Source organism: Streptomyces sp. NRRL F-5630 (assembly GCF_000719475.1).
Taxonomy (GTDB): domain Bacteria; phylum Actinomycetota; class Actinomycetes; order Streptomycetales; family Streptomycetaceae; genus Streptomyces.
Genome location: NZ_JOGO01000021.1, coordinates 1 through 15,147, shown reverse-complemented (window position 1 = coordinate 15,147; position 15,147 = coordinate 1). Strand labels below are relative to the sequence as shown.

Below are 15,147 nucleotides of genomic sequence, written 5' to 3'. Positions count from 1 at the left end.
CCCGCGATGTTCCCCACGCGTACCGACCGCGGCGCCCCCGCACCGAGAGGGAAAGCCGCCCCGTACCCGCTCAACAAGAAAACTATCCGGACAAGTCTTCGGGTTGTAGCTGAGGCAGTAGTAGAGTCACGCCGATTCACGAGGTACGCGCGTACCCCGCGGGGGCCACCCGCGGACGCTCGCGCCGACCGGCGCGCACGGCCCCGGGAGCACGCGCCGGCCCGTCCACCGGCGGTGGGCGCGCCTCGGGACCGGGCCGACGGGGACACCACAGGGGGACGACACCATGCGCTTTCGCGGGAAATCCATCCGCCGGAAGATCGTGGCCCTGCTGCTCGTCCCCCTCCTCTCGCTCGGCGTGGTCTGGGCCTACGCGACCGTCATCAGCGGCCAGGAGGCGTACCAGGTCCTCGGCGTGAGCCGGCTCATCGACCGCGCGGGCCAGCCCGTCAAGGAAGCGACCCGCGCCCTCCAGCAGGAGCGCACCCGCACCCTCGTCTACCTCGCCGACCCGCGCGGCTCCGACGTGTCCTCCGCGATGCGCCGCAGCTACGCCCACACCGACGAAGCGATCGAGAAAGTCCGCGACGTCGCCCGCGACCGCGGCCTCCGCAGCCGCATGAACGCCACCTCACGCCGCGAACTCGACGCCCTCGTCGACTCCTTCACCGACCTGACCGCGCTGCGCCGCAGCGCCGAGGACAACCGCCTCTCGCGCACCTCCGCGCTCAAGCTCTACTCCGACCTCGTCGAGCCCTGCTTCGGTTTCCTCACCGACCTGCGCTCCGTCAAGGACGTCGCGCTCGACAAGCGAGGGCGCGGCGTCGTCGGCGTCGACCGGGCCCGTGAACTCCTCACGCAGGAGGACGCCGTGGTCAGCGCCGCCCTCACCGGGCACCGCCTCGGCCGCGACGAGATCCAGAAGGTCTCCGATCTCATCGCCCAGCGCGAACTGCTCTACGACACCAACCTCGCCCTCCTGCCCGACAGCGAGCGCGAGGACTTCGAGGCGTACTGGAAGAGGCCCGGCACCGCCGTCCTCACCGACGCCGAGTACGGCGTCAGCCAGTCGACGCCGAGCGCCGTGGCCGTCGTCGACGCGGCGACGTGGTCCAAGGCCGCCACGAAGGTCCTCGCCGACCTCGCGGCGCGCGACGACGCGCTCGACAGCGCCTACCGCGACGCCGTGACCCCGTACGCGCACGGTGTCCTGCTCCGCACCGGCGGCGCCGGCTTCCTCGGCCTCGTCGCCCTGCTCCTCTCCCTCTACCTCTCAGTGCGCATCGGCCGCTCCCTCGTCCGCGACCTCTCCGCACTGCGCCGCCGCGCCAACGAGACCGCCGGGGTCCGCCTGCCCGAGGTCATGCGCAGGCTCGCCGCGGGGGAGGACATCGACATCGAGACCGAGGCGCCGCGCCTCGTCCACGAACGCGACGAGATGGGACAGGTCGCCCAGGCCCTGGAGACCCTCCAGCGCGCCGCCGTCGAGGCCGCCGTGCGCCAGGCCGACATGCGCAAGGGCGTCTCCGAGGTCTTCGTCAACCTCGCCCGCCGCAGCCAGGTCCTGCTCCACAAGCAGCTCACCCTGCTCGACACGATGGAACGCCGCACCGAGGACGCCGACGAACTCGCCGACCTCTTCCGCCTCGACCACCTCACGACCCGCATGCGCCGCCACGCCGAGGGCCTCGTCATCCTCTCCGGCGCCGCCCCGGCCCGCCAGTGGCGCCGTCCCGTGCCGCTCATGGACGTCGTGCGCGCCGCGGTCTCCGAGGTGGAGGACTACGAACGCGTCGAGGTGCGCCGCCTGCCCCGCGTCGCCGTCACGGGCGCGGCCGTCGGTGACCTCACCCACCTGCTCGCCGAACTCATGGAGAACGCCGCCGTGTTCTCGCCGCCGCACACCGCCGTGCAGGTGCTCGGCGAACGCGTCGGCCAGGGCTTCCTCCTGGAGATCCACGACCGCGGCCTCGGCATGACCAAGGAAGCACTCCTCGCGGCGAACCAACGCCTCGCCGAGACCCCCGAGTTCGAGCTCTCCGACACCGACAGGCTCGGCCTCTTCGTCGTGAGCCGCATCGCCCGCCGTCAGGGCGTCAAGGTCTCGCTCCAGCCCTCCCCGTACGGCGGCACGACCGCCGTCGTCGTGCTGCCCGAGAAGCTCCTCACGGAGGTGCCGGGGGGAACGGACGGCGCGGGCTTCCCCGCCGTCTCCCCGGACGGGCCCGTCGAACTGGAGGCCCCCGTCGCGGCACGCGGGCGCTCCGCGGCACGGGAGCCGGTGCCCGCGGGCGCCGACGAGGGCCCGCGCGGCCCGCTCACCCAACTCGGTGCGCTGCCCCGCCGCCCGGTGCCCAAGCTCGTCACCTCGCACGGCCGCCCGGTCGGCGACCACCCGCACGCGGACGAGGCGCCCGAGCCCGACGCCGAGCACAGCCGCCCCACCACCGCCCCCGGCCCCCTCCCGGCCCGCCGCCCCCGCACACGGGCCGGCGACAGGCCCGGCGCCAAGTCCGGCGCGAGGCCCGATGACAGGCCCGGCACGAGGCCCGGCGACACGTCCGGTGACAGGCCCGGCGCGAGGACGGCACCGGTGGGCGGCCCGGCATCCGCGCGCGCGGAAACACAGGACGGACCGAAGGCGCCGGAAGCGACAGGTGGTGCACCGGGCACGCCGCGCGCCGATCGCGGCGCGGCCGGTACGGGGGCGCAGGCGGCTCCCGCGACGGGCCCCGCGGGGCTGCCCCGCCGCGTACGACAGGCAAGCCTCGCCCGCCAGTTGCGCGAGCAGCCCGAACCGAGCGAGCCCACCGGGCCCGAACCGGAGCGGGACGCGGACGCCGTACGGGCCCGGATGGCCTCGCTCCAGCGGGGCTGGATCCGGGGCCGCGAGGAGGAAGCCGCGGCGGACGCACGGCCCAGCGGGGCCCGCGCCACCGAGGACGAGGGCGGACCGGAAGCCACCGGGACCGCCCCGCACAGCACAGTGCAAGGAAACACTCCGGAAAGGGACGGTCGATGACTGCTCCAAGGACCGCCGCGTCAACTCCGGGAGCCCCTGACGGCACCCACGAACTCAACTGGCTGCTCGACGAACTCGTCGCCCGCGTCGCCAGCATCCGCAAGGCGATCATCCTCTCCAGCGACGGCCTGCCCACCGGGATCTCGGAGGACATCAGCCGTGAGGACAGCGAACACCTCGCGGCCGTCGCCTCCGGCTTCCACAGCCTCGCCAAGGGCGTCGGACGCCACTTCGACGCCGGCAGCGTCCGGCAGACACTCGTCGAACTCGACGACGCCTTCCTCTTCGTCTCGGCGGCGGGCGACGGAAGCTGCCTCGCCGTCCTCGCCGGACCCGACGCGGACATCGGTCAGATCGCCTACGAGATGACGCTCCTCGTCAAGCGGGTCGGCGTCCACCTCGGCCAGGCCCCGCGCACCGATATCCCCGCCGGGGGATAGAGGCAGGCCATGATGAGCGACGCCGGTCACGAGACAGCCCGCTGGTACGACGACGAAGCGGGACCCGTCGTACGCCCGTACGCCATGACCCGGGGCCGCACGAGCGCCACCGGCGGCCACCGGCTCGACCTCATCGCCCTCGTCGCCGCCGTTCCGCCCCCCGGCGACCCCGGCCCGGGCGGACCGGCCACGGCAGGCGACCCCGCCGCACCCCGTGAAGCGGCGGCGGACCCAGGCGGCGGCGCCAGCACGGGCGGAGACAGGGGGACGCCCGGCGCCGGCCCGGGCGTGACCGAGGGGACGGGCGGCGCCCGTACGGGCGGGGACGCGGGAGCGGGCGGCACGGGAGCGGGTGGGGACGCAGGAGCGGCCGCCGCGGGTACGGGCGCCGCCTTCACGTCCGCCACCGCGCCCTGGCCCCTCCCGCCCGACCAGGACGCGCTGCTGACCCCCGAGCACGTCGAGATCCTCGCCCTGTGCGGCGGCGCCCCGCAGTCCGTCGCCGAGATCGCGGCGGGACTGGACCTCGCCATCGGTGTCGTCCGGGTCCTCGTCAGCGACCTCGCCGAAGCCGAACTCGTCACGGTCACCCGCCCCGTGCCCCCCGCCGAACTCCCCGACGAGAGCGTGCTGCGCGACGTCATCGAAGGACTGCGCGCCCTGTGAGGGAGCGGCGCCCCCCGCCGCCTCGCGCACCCCCCGTCCACACCGCCACGCCCGCCACCGGCGGGGCCGCAGGAGAAGAGACCGAATGAACGCCCTCAGTGGCCGGCCCGAGCGGCCGCTCACCCTCAAACTCCTGGTCGCCGGGGGCTTCGGCGTCGGCAAGACCACTTTCGTCGGCGCGGTCAGCGAGATCAGGCCGCTGCGCACCGAGGAGATGCTCACCGAGGCGTCCCGCCCGGTGGACGACATGCGCGGCGTCGAGCAGAAGCGCACCACCACGGTCGCCATGGACTTCGGCCGCATCACGCTGCGCGAGGAACTCGTCCTCTACCTCTTCGGGACCCCCGGCCAGGACCGCTTCTGGTTCCTGTGGGACGAACTCGCCCAGGGGGCGCTCGGCGCCGTCGTCCTGCTCGACACCCGTCGGTTCGCGGACTCCTTCGCAGCGATCGACTACTTCGAGCGGCGCGGCATCCCCTTCGTCGTCGCCGTCAACCGCTTCGACGGAGCGGAGGACCACCCGCTCGCCGAGCTCCGCGGCGCCCTCGATCTCGACCCGGACGTCCCCCTCGTGCCCTGCGACGCTCGTCGGCGCGACTCCGTCAAAGCCGTCCTCATCGAGGTCGTCGAACACGCCCGCCGCTACGCCATGACAGGCCGCGAGAGCCGCACCGCTCACTGAACGGGCGCCGGGCGCGACCCTCCCGCCGCCGCCACGGCAGTGCTTCAGGAACCGGACGTACGGTGCTCCGCGAGCCACTTCTCGGCGATCTCGCCGAGTTCGGCGTCCCGCCCGGCGAGCATCATCCGGATCATCGCCGCATCGCCCCGCAGCGACCACGCCGGCTGCCCGAAGGTCGCCGGGTTGTTCCGCTCGATGAGGAAGTGCGCCGGCCACGCGGTCCCGTAGCCGATCACGGGCAGCGCGGCGAGGTACTTGGCCCGCCCCCGCGCCAGCCCGTAGGCACTCACCGCGAGCCCCGTCAGGGTGCCCGCCAGGTGTACCCAACGGGTCGCCGCCTTGGAATGCATGGCCACGTAGTACGGCCAGAACTCCTCGTAGCTCGCGAACTCCCGCGCCTCCTCGCTCATACCGGGCACGGTAACGGCTCCCCGAGCCGTACGGAACGCCCCCGCCGGGACGCGATCCGCGAGCGCCCCCTGGGAAACCCCGCCGCGCACTGCTAAACCCGTACCCCATGAGACGACGCACCCCCACCGCGCTCCGCCCCCTTCTCCTCGCCGTCCTCCTCTCCCTCACCTTCGCGAGTGCCACCGCGACCGCGAGCGCCCACACGACCGCGAGCGCCACCCCCACGGCGAGCGACACCGCGACCGCCACCGCCACGGCGAGCGCCCCGGCCACCGCGACCCCGACCGCCCAGGTGTCCCAGGCCCCCCGCACCACCCACCACGACCGCAAGGCCCCCGCCTCCTTCGTGGAACTCCGCGACATCGATCCCACGATCATCGAAGACATCCGCTACGCCACCCCCCACAACTTCACCGGCGTCCCCGTCACCGGCTACACCCAGCCGCTGTGCCTGCTCACCCGCTCCACGGCCAAGGCCCTCCACCGCGCCCAGCGCCAACTCCTGCGCCGGGGTTACTCGCTGAAGGTGTACGACTGCTTCCGCCCCCAGCGCGCCGTGGACCATTTCGTCCGCTGGGCCGAGGACCTCTCGGACCAGCGCATGAAGGCGGAGTTCTACCCTCGCGTCGACAAGACCCGCCTCTTCGCCGACGGCTACATCGCGGAGAAGTCCGGCCACAGCCGCGGCTCCACCCTCGACCTCAGCTTCGTCCGCCTCCCCGCGCGCCCCACCCGTCCCTACGTCCCCGGCGAGGCCCTCACCTCCTGCTACAGCCCCAAGGCCGAGCGCTTCCCCGACATGGCCGTCGACACCGGCACCGGCTTCGACTGCTTCGACACCCTCGCCCACACCGAGGATCCCCGGATCACCGGCAGCCAGCGCGCCCACCGCGAACTCCTCACCACCACTCTGGAACGCGAGGGCTTCACCAATCTCCCCGAGGAGTGGTGGCACTTCACCCACCAGCCCGAGCAGTACCCGGACACCTACTTCGACTTCCCTGTCTCCCGTCACTCCCTGACCTCCCGCCACTGACGTCCCCTCACCTTCCCGGCCCACCGGACCCCTCCCCCTGTCACCCTCACCCCAGAGATCGGATAAAGTCCGCGCGTGTCCCGGACCCACTCCCACCCCGACGGCTCCGCCGATGCCCCGGCCCCCGCCGGTCCGCAGCCGTACTCGCACTGTTCGAGCTGCGGAGCCCCCTACGCCGAGGCCCGCTCCTGGCCGCGTACCTGCGCTGTCTGCGGAACCACCGCCTACGGAAACCCGCTGCCGGTCGCGGTCGCCCTCCAGCCCGTCTACGACCGCGCCGGTACCGGACTCGTCGTCATCACGCGTGCCATCGAGCCCGCCAAGGGCACAGTCGCCCTCCCCGGCGGCTTCGTCGACCACGCCGAGGACTGGCGCCACGCCGTCGTACGCGAACTCCGCGAGGAGACCGGCATCGACGCGGAACCACGGGACGTCCGCCTCGCCGACGCCCTCAGCTCCCCCGACGGCCACCTCCTCCTCTTCGGCGTCCTGCCGACCCGTCCCGCCGCCGAACTCCCGAGCTCCGTCCCCACCGACGAGACCGACGGCCGCCACATCCTGCGCGAACCGGCCCGCCTCGGCTTCCCTCTCCACACCCTCGCCGTCAGAGCGTGGTTCGAGGGCCGCTACCAGTAACACCCCCGCTCACGCCGGTCCCACCGGCTCCGTGGCCTCCAAACCCCGCACTCGCACCGGCCGTTCCACGTCCGCCGTCCCCTGCGGCCCCGCACCCGGCCCTCCGCTCCGCTCCACGACCACGGCTCCGTCCGCACCTCTTCTGCTCGTGTACCGCTCGACGAGGGGAGGCGACCACCCCTCGCCCTCGTCGGGGATGTACAGCCCCGTCCCCGGCCCGCTCTCCGGCAGCGGCGCCCACACTTCGAGAACCGTCCCGCCCGCCTCCCGCACCGGGACCACCGCTCCCGCGCGCACCAGGACCGGGACCCGGTCGAAGGGTGCCGCTATCTCGACCGTGCGTTCCCCCTCGTACACCACCTCCGTCACCGTGTCGTACCACTGTCCCCTCGGCAGCCGCACCCGCCTGCTGCGCGCTCCCGGCGCGCAGACCGGCGCCACCAACAGCGCCTCGCCCACCAGGAAGGCATCACCCACCCCGCGCAGCGCCCGGTCCTCCGGCGTGAACCACCACACCGGGCGCACCCATGGGCCGCCCCACAGACCCGCATGCCGCGCCAGCGTCGTCCAATAAGGCGCCCACCGCTCGCGCCCACCCGACCTGGCCCCTCCCGTATCACCTCCCCCCGTCTCAGCACTCCACGGCAACCACCCCGTCAGCTGCTCCCACCGCACCCCCCACTCCTCGTCCTCGGCCGAGGCCCGCACCTCGGACGCCCGCGCCTCCTCTCCACGCCGACCCGGCGCGCCCCCGGCCACCTCCGGCGCTCCCGGCCCGCAGAACGGCACCCCGCACAGACCCAGCCCCAGCACTCGCCCCACCACACGCGGCAACTCCGCCCAGTCGCCCGCCGCAGGGCCCGGCAAGCACACCCCGCCGTACCGCTGCTGCCCGGCCCACACACCCGCCGCGAGCTGCAAGGGCCGCTCGCCGGGAAAGGCCCCGCGCAATGAGTTGAACACGGCCCGGGCCCTGCACAGTTCCAGAACGCCCCCCATTCCTTCGAACGAGTGAACGAAGCCGTGCCGCCCCTGACGGGCGAACTCCACGTACCGCTCGCCCTCCCGCGCCCGCACCTCTCTATCCCTCCACTGCGGCACCCCGGGACCCGCATCCCGGCCCGCGCCACCGCCCAGCCGCCGCGGTCGCCCCACGGCCGGGAGCTCCTCCACCGCAGCGGGCCCGCCGCCGCCCCGGACCAGCACGGTGTCCCGCCCCCGGCCTCCGAGCACGTCCCCGGGCGGCGGCACCGGAGCCCCCGTCAACGAGGCCCACCCATAGGCAAGCCGCTGCGGCGAACCGACCACCACCCAGGACCGCACCGGGCCCCCGCTCATCCGCAGCTCCGCGACCCCCGCCCGGTCGTGCCCCGAACCCGCGCCTTCCTGGCCGGGCCGCAGCCGCCATTCCCCCTCCTCCTCCGCGTCGTGGAAGACGAGATGGCACCCCGCGTCCGCCTGCACCACCTGCACGGGCATCCGCAGACCGGGCCGCACCCCGCCGACCGTGTACGCGCCCTCCGCCAGGACGGCCCCGTCGCGCCCCGCGCCCAGGAACACGGCATCGGCGGCCACCTCGGCCCGCGACACCCATCGCCCCCCGCCCCGTACGGACCCCGTCGCCTCCCACCACCGGGGCGGCGACTGCCTGCGCAACACCACACCGCCGGGCGTCCGCACCTCCACGGTGCCGTCCCGCGCCACCGTCAGACCGAGCCGCTCCGAGACCAGCCGCACCCCGCCCTCGGTGTCCGGCTCCAGCACGACCCGCGCGTCCGGCGCCACCGCCTCCGCACCCGACAAGGCGTACGAAGGCAGCGGCGCGGCACTGTCCCAGCCCAGGAAGAGCGCCCCACGCGCCGTCACCCGTACGCTCAACTCCGAGCGCGCGAACCGCAGCAGACCGCCACCCGGAGCGGGCTCCAGCGCCGTCAGAGGCCCCGGCACGCGCGCCCGCACCGGGGCCACCCCGTCCCCGCGCCACGCTCCGCGCCCGCCTCCCGGCCGCCGCGGCGCGGCGCCCCCCGGCACCGCGCCGGGCCGGCCGCCACCGGCACCGTCTCCCCGCGCAGCCGTCAGCCAACGCACCAGGTCCCGAGCGATCATGACGCAAGAGTGTCATCCACCCGGCCACCCGGTGACCTCGTTCGACGGCCGTTCACCCAGGTGTCCACCCCACGTCACCCAGCACCTCCGAAGCCCCCGCACGACCCCCCGGCGCCCCGCATCCCACGAAGGGGCAGGCGTCCGCGCGCACAGAGACCTCCCGTGCGCAGGCACCCTCGACCCGCCTTGCCCGCGTCCCCCGGCACCCCTTACCACCAGCACCTCAACCCTCGGCCACCCTGGTGCCGGGGCCGCGTCCGTGGCATCGTCCTTCGCAGCGCCCGGTCCGCCGGCCCGGCGGCAGTCCGCCGAGGTCAGCACCGGGACCCTCACCGACCCCGACGCGGCACAGTCGCCGCGTACCGCCCCTTGGAGCCGCCCGTGAGCACCGCAGCCCAGCCGCCCCAGCCCCTGTGGGAACCAGGACAGGACCGCGCGCCGAGCGCCGCCGTCACCCGGTTCCAGACCTGGGCGGCCGAGCACCACGGAGCCCCCGCCGAGGGGGGCTATCCGGCCCTGCACCGCTGGTCGGTCGAACACCTCGATACCTTCTGGCGGGCCCTCGCCGAGTGGTTCGACGTCCGCTTCTCGACGCCGTACGAGGAAGTGCTCGCCGACCGCTCGATGCCCGGCGCCCGCTGGTTCACCGGCTCCCGCCTCAACTACGCCGAACACGCCCTGCGCACCGCCGAGGACCCCTTCCTGGCGGGCGAGGCCGCCCTCCTGCACGTCGACGAGACCCACGGCCCTGAGCCGATGACCTGGGCCGAACTGCGCCGCCAGGTCGGCTCCCTCGCCGCGGCGCTGCGCGCGCGAGGCGTCCGCCCGGGCGACCGCGTCAGCGGCTACCTGCCGAACATCCCGCAGGCGATCGTCTCCGTCCTCGCCACCGCCGCCGTCGGCGCCGTGTGGACCTCCTGCGCCCCCGACTTCGGCGCCCGCAGCGTCCTCGACCGCTTCCGCCAGGTCGAACCCGTCGTCCTGATCGCCGTCGACGGCTACCGCTACGGGGGCAAGGAGCATGACCGCACGGACGTCGTCGCCGAACTGCGCGCCGAACTCCCCACCGTTCGCACCTTCGTCCACGTCCCGCTCCTCGGCACACCCGCCCCCGAAGGCGCCGAGACCTGGGTCGGCCTCGTCGCGGGCGACGAGGCCCCCGTCTTCGAACAGGTCCCCTTCGACCACCCCCTGTGGGTCCTCTACTCCTCCGGCACCACTGGACTTCCCAAGGCGATCGTCCAGTCCCAGGGCGGCATCCTCGTCGAGCACCTCAAGCAGCTCGGACTGCACTGCGACCTCGGCACAGGCGACCGCTTCTTCTGGTACACCTCCACCGGCTGGATGATGTGGAACTTCCTCGTCTCCGGCCTCCTGACCGGCTCGACCCTGGTCCTGTACGACGGCAGCCCGGGCTTCCCGGACACGGCCGCCCAGTGGCGCGTCGCCGAGACCACGGGCGCGACCCTCTTCGGGACCTCGGCGGCCTACGTGATGGCCTCGCGCAAAGCGGACCTGCACCCCGCCCGCGACTTCGACCTCAGCCGCGTCCGCTGCGTCGCCACCACCGGCTCCCCGCTGCCCCCGGACGGCTTCCGCTGGCTCCACGACGAGGCCGGTGAGGACGTCTGGATCGCCTCCGTCAGCGGCGGCACCGACGTGTGCAGCTGCTTCGCCGGAGCCGTCCCCACCCTCCCCGTCCATACCGGGGAACTCCAGGCCCCCGCGCTCGGCGTCGACCTCCAGGCCTGGGACCCCGCGGGCAGGCCGCTCGTCGACGAGGTCGGAGAACTCGTCGTCACCCGCCCCATGCCCTCCATGCCGATCCGCTTCTGGAACGACCCGGACGGCAGCCGCTACCACGAGAGCTACTTCGACACCTACCCCGGCGTCTGGCGGCACGGCGACTGGATCACCCTGACCGGACGCGGCTCCGTGATCATCCACGGCCGTTCGGACTCGACCCTCAACCGCGGCGGCGTCCGCATGGGCTCCGCCGACATCTACGAGGTCGTCGAGCGCCTCCCGGAGATCCGCGAATCGCTCGTCGTCGGCGTCGAACAGCCCGACGGCGGCTACTGGATGCCGCTCTTCGTCCACGTCGCCGACGGCGCCGTACTCGACGACGCGCTGCGCATCCGTCTCGCCACCGCCCTGCGCACCGCACTCTCCCCGCGCCACGTACCGGACGAGGTCATCGCGGTACGGGCGATCCCGCACACCCTCACCGGCAAGCGCCTGGAGGTCCCCGTCAAGCGACTGCTCCAGGGAACCCCTCTGGAGAAGGCAGTGAACCCCGGCTCGGTTGACGATGTGGAACTCCTGCGCGATTACGCACGTTGGGGGCGCACACACTCCTGAACCACGTGCCGCCGCCCCGGAACCTCTCCGGGGCGGCGGCACCGCGAGGTCACCGAGGAGGCGTTGTCAGTGCCGCCACCTACGGTTGGTCATCAAGTGAGAGCGCTCCGTGAGGGAGGCCTCGATGACACACCAGGAGACCCCATGGCCCGCCAGCGCACCGCCCCCCGCCCCGACCGCCACAGCTCGCGGCTCGACCGCGTCGACCGCGAACTCGTCGGAGCCCTCGCCCTCCTGGCCGAGGAAGAGGACTACCACCGCATGACCCGCTACGGCGCGCCCCGCTTCCGCGACCACGCGCAGTACCTCGACTCCGCCGACACCGTCCTCAGATCCCGTGCGACCCGGGGCCGCCGCACCCGCATCGGTCTCCTCGACCCCGAGGAGTACGTGGCTTTCTGTGCCGGCTCAGGGCTCGACCCGGGCCGGCCCGAGAGCCGACAGCGCTTCACCGAGCACCTCGTCGAGACCGGCGCGACCCTCCCGTACGAGGACCGCCCCCTCGCCGACCTCCTGCCCGGCCTCGCCCAGCTCGCCCTGCGCCGGGCGACCTTCGCCTACGCGGGCGAACTCCTCGACCTCGCGGGGCGCTGCGAGGAATGCGGCGAGAGCCTCGCGAGAGCCGCCTTCGACCGCGCCTCGGAACTCCTCACGGCGGCCTGCCACGCCCTCGGCGCGGGCCGTCACCACCTGGTGTGCAGTACGAGCACGGAAGCAGGCCCCCTGCTCGCCGAGTTCGACATCGACACGAGCCCGGGCACCTCGCCGCACCCCGAGGAGTCCGCGGCCCTGGACCTCGTCACCGTCCTCGCGGCGGCACTCGTGGCGCGGCTGCCCTGCGGGCTGGTCGTCCGGACCAGCGGACCGGACACCAGTGACGCGGTGCGGGGGTGGCGACTGCGCGAGCACACCCTGCGCCCCCTCACCGCCGCCGAGGTCTTCGACGCCTACTGCACGGACACGGAGTCCGGCGATCCCATCCCGCCGGAGCCGGGCGTCGACTACCGCGCGGCGCCCGTCCTGACACCCCCGCGAACCCCCCACCACGACCACGGCCAGGAAGGGGAGGACGCACAGGGGTGAACCACCGCGGCGGGCACGAATGAGGCACGGCTCTCCGGTGACGGCCGGTTACTCGCCGGAGAGCACGGCCCCCGCCGCCCGTCGCGCCTCCTCGGCCCCGTCCTCGGCCCGCGCCGCACCCGCCGCCCGCTCGCACTGGGCACGCGTGTACTTGGCGAGTGTGGAACGGACGTAGGGGAGCGCGGTAGGGCTCATCGACAAGGAGGTGACACCGAGCCCGGTCAGCACACAAGCGAGAAGCGGATCGGCCGCGGCCTCGCCGCACACCCCGCACGTCTTCCCCGCCTCGGCCGCCGCCCGGGCGGAGGAGGCGATCAGATCGAGCAGCGCAGGCTGCCACGGGTCCTGCCAGCGGGCCACCGCGCCCACCTGCCGGTCCGCGGCGAAGGTGTACTGGGCGAGATCGTTGGTGCCGAGCGAGACGAACTCGACCTCCCGCAGGAGTGCCCCGGTCCGCAGCGCGGCGGCGGGGATCTCCACCATGGCCCCGTACTTGGCGTGCAGCCCGGCCGCCCGGCACGCTTCGGCGAAGGCCCGAGCGTCCGCACGGTCGGCCACCATCGGAGCCATGACCTCCAGGTGCACGGGGAGACCGTCGGCCGCGCGCGCGAGCGCGGTCAGCTGGTCCCGCAGCACGCCGGGACTGTCGAGGAGCGCCCGGAGCCCCCGCACACCCAGCGCGGGATTCGGCTCCTCCGAGGGATTCAGGAAGGCCAGCGGCTTGTCCGCACCCGCGTCCAGGACCCGGACCACGACGCGCCGGTCGGGGAACGCCTCCAGCACGGAGCGGTAGACCGCCGTCTGCTGCTCCACGGAGGGTGCCCGTTCGCTGTCGTCGAGGTAGAGGAACTCGGTACGGAACAGACCCACCCCCTCGGCACCCGCCTCGACAGCGGTCGCGATGTCCGAGGGACCGCCGATATTGGCGAGCAGCGGCACCCGGTGGCCGTCCGAGGTGACACCGGGGCCCGTGCTCGCGGCCAGGGCCGCCTTGCGCTCTGCGGCGAGCGCCTCCAGCTCCTCGCGCTTGCGCGCGTCGGGGGAGACGAACACCTCCCCGGCGCTTCCGTCCACTGCGACGGTGGTGCCTTCGGCGAGTTCCGTCGCGCCGGAGAGCGCCACGACCGCCGGTACGCGGAGGGCACGGGCCAGGATGGCGCTGTGACTCGTGGGCCCGCCCTCCTCGGTGATGAAGCCGAGTACGAGAGCGGGGTCGAGCAACGCCGTATCGGCGGGCGCGAGGTCCCGGGCGACGAGCACGTAGGGCTCGTCGCTGTCGGGAACCCCCGGCATCGGCACACCGAGAAGTCGCGCCACGATGCGATTGCGTACGTCGTCGAGGTCGGCGACGCGCCCCGCGAGGTATTCCCCGGCTCCGGCGAGCAGGGCGCGATAGGAGGCGAAGGCGTCGTAGACGGCGCGTTCCGCCGTGGAGCCGACGGCGATCCTGCGCTCGACGTCGGCGAGGAGTTCGGGGTCCTGCGCCATGAGCGACTGGGCCTCCAGGACGTCCTGTGCCTCGCCTCCTGCGAGTTGCCCGCGTGCTGTCAGGTCTGCGGCCACGGCGTCCATGGCCTGCCGGGCCCGGCCCTGCTCGCGTTCGGCTTCCTGCTCGGGGATCTGTTTCGCCGGCGGTTCGAGTACCGCCGTGCCCATGTGCCGTACCGCGCCGATCGCCACCCCGTGGCTCACCCCGACGCCCCGCAGCCTCGTCTCCATGCCCACCGTCTCCGCTCGCTCGGGTTCCGTGCCCGTCCCCTGCCGTACCGCCGTGCGCCCGTCACTCCCAGCCGAAGAGCGTGTCGCCGGGCTGTACGGTGTCGCTCTCCCGCACAGCGGAGAGCGCGTCCATCGTGGCCTCCAGGGCGATGACGGGACAGACCGGGGACTTCCCCTTCGCCTCGACGGCCGAGGGGTCCCACCGCACGAGCGCCTGCCCGCGCCGCACGGTGTCCCCCTTGCTGACGAGCAGTTCGAAGCCCTCCCCGTTGAGCTGCACGGTGTCGATGCCGAGGTGGGTCAGGACGCCGTGGCCCTGCTCGTCGACCACGACATAGGCGTGCGGGTGGAGCGAGACGAGCACCCCGTCGACAGGGGCGACGGCCTCCATCGGCTTCCGCTCGGGGTCGACGGCCGTGCCTGGGCCGACCATGGCACCGGAGAAAACCGGGTCGGGCACGTTCGCGAGTCCGATGGCGGTACCAGCAAGCGGTGAGGTCACGACGGTCATGACTTGCCTCCCTGGGCGGCGGGGTCCTGGGCCGCCCCACTGGGCGGGAACGGCACGGAGATCGTCAGACTAAGTCACCTTCTGTGCCGTTTTGAGCGGGCCGTGCCGAGGCGGGCGCGTGGGGGCACCGCGGAATCGATTTGCACCCGTAGGGAGCAGAGCTGTAGAGTCGTCATCCTGCCTGGGACCGGGTACGCCTCACGAGGTGGCAGTCCTGGGTAATCCGACGAAGTCGAATCCCTTTCTTTCTGCAGGGAACCCTCATGTCCGAGGGCCTGGTCAGAACAGAGAAAAGGACCTGCTAGAGTCGGAAACGCCGAAAGGGAAACGGAAAGGCCGGAAGGCCGGAACGGGAACCGGAAAGGCGCCGAGGACATCGGGCCCGAGAGAGTCTGATAGAGTCGGGAAAACGAAATACCGAAGGGAAAACGCCCGGAGGAAAGCCCGAGAGGGTGAGTACGAAGGAAGCGTCCG

12 protein-coding genes and 1 pseudogene are annotated in these 15,147 nt (G+C 73.4%); 9 read left to right on the top strand and 4 right to left on the bottom strand.

Annotated features, from left to right (window positions below; genetic code table 11):
- The first annotated feature begins 286 nt into the window (after positions 1-286).
- From IF99_RS0112875 to IF99_RS0112860, 5 genes and pseudogenes are all read left to right on the top strand, one after another.
- A complete protein-coding gene (locus tag IF99_RS0112875; protein ID WP_030996572.1) occupies positions 287-3,022 on the top strand; it encodes a nitrate- and nitrite sensing domain-containing protein in 2,736 nt (911 codons plus the stop codon).
- On the top strand, positions 3,019-3,462 hold the full coding sequence (locus IF99_RS0112870) for a roadblock/LC7 domain-containing protein (RefSeq protein ID WP_030996571.1): 444 nt from the start codon (positions 3,019-3,021) through the stop codon (positions 3,460-3,462). The genes IF99_RS0112875 and IF99_RS0112870 overlap by 4 nt, the downstream gene beginning before the upstream one ends.
- A gap of 12 nt (positions 3,463-3,474) precedes the next feature.
- Positions 3,475-3,699: pseudogene (locus tag IF99_RS35750) on the top strand (DUF742 domain-containing protein); the annotation flags it as partial.
- Positions 3,700-3,750: 51 nt separating this feature from the next.
- On the top strand, positions 3,751-4,128 hold the full coding sequence (locus tag IF99_RS34880; protein ID WP_234340682.1) for a DUF742 domain-containing protein: 378 nt from the start codon (positions 3,751-3,753) through the stop codon (positions 4,126-4,128).
- 85 nt (positions 4,129-4,213) lie between these two features.
- A complete protein-coding gene (locus IF99_RS0112860; RefSeq protein WP_030996569.1) occupies positions 4,214-4,810 on the top strand; it encodes a GTP-binding protein in 597 nt (198 codons plus the stop codon).
- Positions 4,811-4,854: 44 nt separating this feature from the next.
- Here the strand turns inward: IF99_RS0112860 and IF99_RS0112855 are convergent, their stop codons facing one another.
- Positions 4,855-5,220: a DUF962 domain-containing protein gene (locus IF99_RS0112855; RefSeq protein WP_030996568.1), complete on the bottom strand. Its 366-nt coding sequence runs from the start codon at positions 5,218-5,220 to the stop codon at positions 4,855-4,857.
- Between the two features lie 107 nt (positions 5,221-5,327).
- On the opposite strand from IF99_RS0112855, the gene IF99_RS0112850 reads away from it, so the two are divergent.
- Both IF99_RS0112850 and IF99_RS0112845 read left to right on the top strand, forming a co-directional pair.
- On the top strand, positions 5,328-6,257 hold the full coding sequence (locus tag IF99_RS0112850) for a M15 family metallopeptidase (protein ID WP_030996567.1): 930 nt from the start codon (positions 5,328-5,330) through the stop codon (positions 6,255-6,257).
- Positions 6,258-6,332: 75 nt separating this feature from the next.
- On the top strand, positions 6,333-6,893 hold the full coding sequence (locus IF99_RS0112845) for an NUDIX domain-containing protein (RefSeq protein WP_030996566.1): 561 nt from the start codon (positions 6,333-6,335) through the stop codon (positions 6,891-6,893).
- Between the two features lie 9 nt (positions 6,894-6,902).
- Here IF99_RS0112845 and IF99_RS0112840 read toward each other — a convergent pair whose 3' ends face one another.
- Complete coding sequence (locus tag IF99_RS0112840; RefSeq protein ID WP_420705669.1) at positions 6,903-8,840, bottom strand: TIM-barrel domain-containing protein; 1,938 nt, start codon at positions 8,838-8,840, stop codon at positions 6,903-6,905.
- Positions 8,841-9,380: 540 nt separating this feature from the next.
- On the opposite strand from IF99_RS0112840, the gene IF99_RS0112835 reads away from it, so the two are divergent.
- On the top strand, positions 9,381-11,360 hold the full coding sequence (locus IF99_RS0112835) for an acetoacetate--CoA ligase (RefSeq protein ID WP_030996564.1): 1,980 nt from the start codon (positions 9,381-9,383) through the stop codon (positions 11,358-11,360).
- A 144-nt stretch (positions 11,361-11,504) separates the two neighbouring features.
- On the top strand, positions 11,505-12,443 hold the full coding sequence (locus IF99_RS0112830) for a hypothetical protein (protein WP_030996563.1): 939 nt from the start codon (positions 11,505-11,507) through the stop codon (positions 12,441-12,443).
- Positions 12,444-12,491: 48 nt separating this feature from the next.
- Here the strand turns inward: IF99_RS0112830 and ptsP are convergent, their stop codons facing one another.
- Positions 12,492-14,162 carry a phosphoenolpyruvate--protein phosphotransferase gene (gene ptsP, locus IF99_RS0112825; RefSeq protein ID WP_030996562.1) on the bottom strand — a complete coding sequence of 557 codons (1,671 nt, stop codon included), beginning with the start codon at positions 14,160-14,162 and terminating at the stop codon, positions 12,492-12,494.
- 61 nt (positions 14,163-14,223) lie between these two features.
- Positions 14,224-14,673 carry a PTS sugar transporter subunit IIA gene (locus tag IF99_RS0112820; RefSeq protein ID WP_030996561.1) on the bottom strand — a complete coding sequence of 150 codons (450 nt, stop codon included), beginning with the start codon at positions 14,671-14,673 and terminating at the stop codon, positions 14,224-14,226.
- Positions 14,674-15,147: the final 474 nt, after the last annotated feature.